Source organism: Shigella sp. FC1967 (assembly GCF_001743005.1).
In the GTDB taxonomy this organism is placed as follows: domain Bacteria; phylum Pseudomonadota; class Gammaproteobacteria; order Enterobacterales; family Enterobacteriaceae; genus Proteus.
Genome location: NZ_MIIZ01000862.1, coordinates 1 through 2,411, shown reverse-complemented (window position 1 = coordinate 2,411; position 2,411 = coordinate 1). Strand labels below are relative to the sequence as shown.

General features: G+C 34.7%; 3 protein-coding genes and 1 pseudogene. 3 read left to right on the top strand and 1 reads right to left on the bottom strand.

The window, feature by feature from the left end:
• From BHE89_RS14740 to BHE89_RS14730, 3 genes and pseudogenes are all read left to right on the top strand, one after another.
• Positions 1 to 284 (top strand): annotated as a pseudogene (locus BHE89_RS14740) (ABC transporter permease); the annotation flags it as partial.
• A complete protein-coding gene (locus tag BHE89_RS14735) occupies positions 262 to 1,077 on the top strand; it encodes an ABC transporter ATP-binding protein (protein ID WP_069369507.1) in 816 nt (271 codons plus the stop codon). The pseudogene BHE89_RS14740 and the gene BHE89_RS14735, both read left to right, overlap by 23 nt.
• 23 nt (positions 1,078 to 1,100) lie before the next feature.
• Entirely contained in the window at positions 1,101 to 1,712 is a 612-nt protein-coding gene (locus BHE89_RS14730; RefSeq protein WP_286146175.1) for an ABC transporter ATP-binding protein, read from the top strand.
• A 308-nt stretch (positions 1,713 to 2,020) separates the two neighbouring features.
• Here BHE89_RS14730 and BHE89_RS25930 read toward each other — a convergent pair whose 3' ends face one another.
• On the bottom strand, positions 2,021 to 2,179 hold the full coding sequence (locus BHE89_RS25930) for a hypothetical protein (protein ID WP_286146174.1): 159 nt from the start codon (positions 2,177 to 2,179) through the stop codon (positions 2,021 to 2,023).
• Positions 2,180 to 2,411 lie beyond the last annotated feature (232 nt).

Sequence of the window (2,411 nt, the reverse complement as noted above, 5' to 3'; positions counted from 1 at the left end):
TATTGTCTTAGCATCAACAGATATGGGGAGTGTTATTTTAATGATCTCGGCACTTTCCTTTTTAGGGTTAGGTGTACAACCACCAACGCCAGAATGGGGAAATATGCTCAGTGAAGCAAAAAAATGTCATGGTATTACACCCAGAGCAGATGTTACCCGCAGGAATTGCCATTACCCTTGTTGTCACCGCATTTAATTTTTGGGGCGATTTCTTACGTGATGTGTTTGATCCAGATAATCGTCAGTCAGTAGGAGAAAAGCATGAACAACTTACTGACGCTTAAGCACGTTTCGATTACTCATCAAGAAAGTGGAAAAAAATTGATTGATGATATCTCTTTCTCGATAAAGCAAGGACGTACATTAGCGATCGTAGGAGAAAGCGGTAGCGGTAAAAGTTTAGTGAGTAAAGCCATTATGGGATTGTTGCCTGAACAATTCGTCATGTCAGGGGAGATTTTCTTGAATGGAAAGACAATCAATCATGAGACGTTTTCTCAACGACAAGCTTTATTGGGTACCTCTTTAGGTGTCATTGTGCAAAATGGTATGAGTGCCTTTGATCCTTTAATGAGAATAGGAAAGCAATTTTGCCAAACGTTAATCTACCATTTTTCCTATTCTAAAAAGCAAGCGATAGAAAAAGCTGAATTGGCATTATCTCATGTATTTCCTCATCAATTTCAATCTATTATGCAGGCTTTTCCTCATCAATTAAGTGGTGGACAATTACAACGTGTGATGATCGCAATTGCACTTGCTTTATCACCGACCTTATTAATTGCAGATGAGCCAACAACGGCGCTTGATGCACCTTTACGCCAAGATATTTTAAAACTACTCCAGCATGTTGTTACGACGCATCACTCAACATTAATTTTTATTTCTCATGATTTAGGGATAGTCAATGAAATTGCTGACGATATATTAGTCATGCAAAAAGGGAAAATGGTTGAATGTGGTGAGAAGATAACCGTTTTATCCTATCCAACACAAGAATATACGCGTTATTTAATTCATGCACGTCGACAGCTTTCATTACGGTTCGAGCAATTGATTAATAAAAAAACAGATTAATATTGTCATCATGAAGAGGGGTTATGTTATTAAACGTTGAGAATATAAGTAAGTATTATACTCAAAAAAATAACACACTTTTTGGTGAAAAAGTGAAGGTTATTGACTCACTCTCTTTTAATATTAATGCGAGTGAAGCTTTTGGTTTGGTCGGTGAAAGTGGCAGTGGTAAAAGTACGTTAGCGCGTTTAATTTGTGGATTAGAGTTACCTGATCGTGGGGCTATCTCTTTAAATAATAAACCGGTTACAAAACGACTTCATCGTCAAGGTATAATCAGTATTGTTTTTCAAGATTATATGACTTCTGTTAATCCGACATTAACGGTAGGCGAAATTATTGCTGAGCCGATTAAAATCATTAATCCAAGCATGAGTCATCAAGCATTAAAAACACTTATTTTTTCTTTTTTAGATAAAGTAGAATTACCTAAAAATAGTTATACACGTTATCTATTTGAACTTTCTGGGGGGCAGGCTCAACGAGTATGTTTATGTCGTGCGTTAGCGTCTTATCCAAAACTTATTGTATTAGATGAAGCCCTTAGTTCTTTAGATATTCCAACGCAAGTTCAAATATTGGATTTATTAAAACAGTTAAAAGAAGAATTTACTCTCTCTTATCTTTTTTATTAGTCATGATATTCAAACAGTGGCTTATTTTTTGCGATAAGGTGATGTTCTTTTTTACGAGGTAAAAATATTGAATTATGTGAGATAAATAATCTAGGTAATGTTTCTCATGATTATTCTAAAAAGCTTATTCAATCTGTTATTTAATCAACAAACAGCAATATCTTAACGTATTACTGTTTGTCGAATTTTATTCTCTTTAGAGATTATTTATTAGGTGTTCTTGAACAGCTTTTGCATCGTTTGCGGCATTGAAATCAATACCAAAATTTAACGTGCCTTCTTTGAGTTCAATATTACGTGGTGTTGCCTTAGAGCAGGTAATAGTCTGTATTTTTTTCTTTTACTGTTTCTTGTGCTACTTTTGAACTCTCACAAGTATTTATTACGCCTTTTAATCCTTCGCTACAATAACTATCAACACCTGTTGTTTTTAAATCATCAGCTGTGAACGCAGACCAATCAAACACAACTTTGATATCAGCATCACAGCTTTTATTTAAATCAACAACACGAGACTGAATATTCTCCTCGAATTTTTGTTGTAATTCTTTTTTCAGCTAATGTCGCAGAAAAGGCAGAAGAAGAAATAAGAAGTAGGGAAACGCAGACCAATCAAACACAACTTTGATATCAGCATCACAGCTTTTATTTAAATCAACAACACGAGACTGAATATTCTCCTCGAATTTTTGTTGTAAT

Bases quoted from the DNA above. Each gene is read 5' to 3' on its own strand.
- BHE89_RS14735 (WP_069369507.1), top strand. From the start codon at position 262: ATGAACAACTTACTGACGCTTAAGCACGTTTCGATTACTCATCAAGAA.
- BHE89_RS14730 (WP_286146175.1), top strand. From the start codon at position 1,101: ATGTTATTAAACGTTGAGAATATAAGTAAGTATTATACTCAAAAAAAT.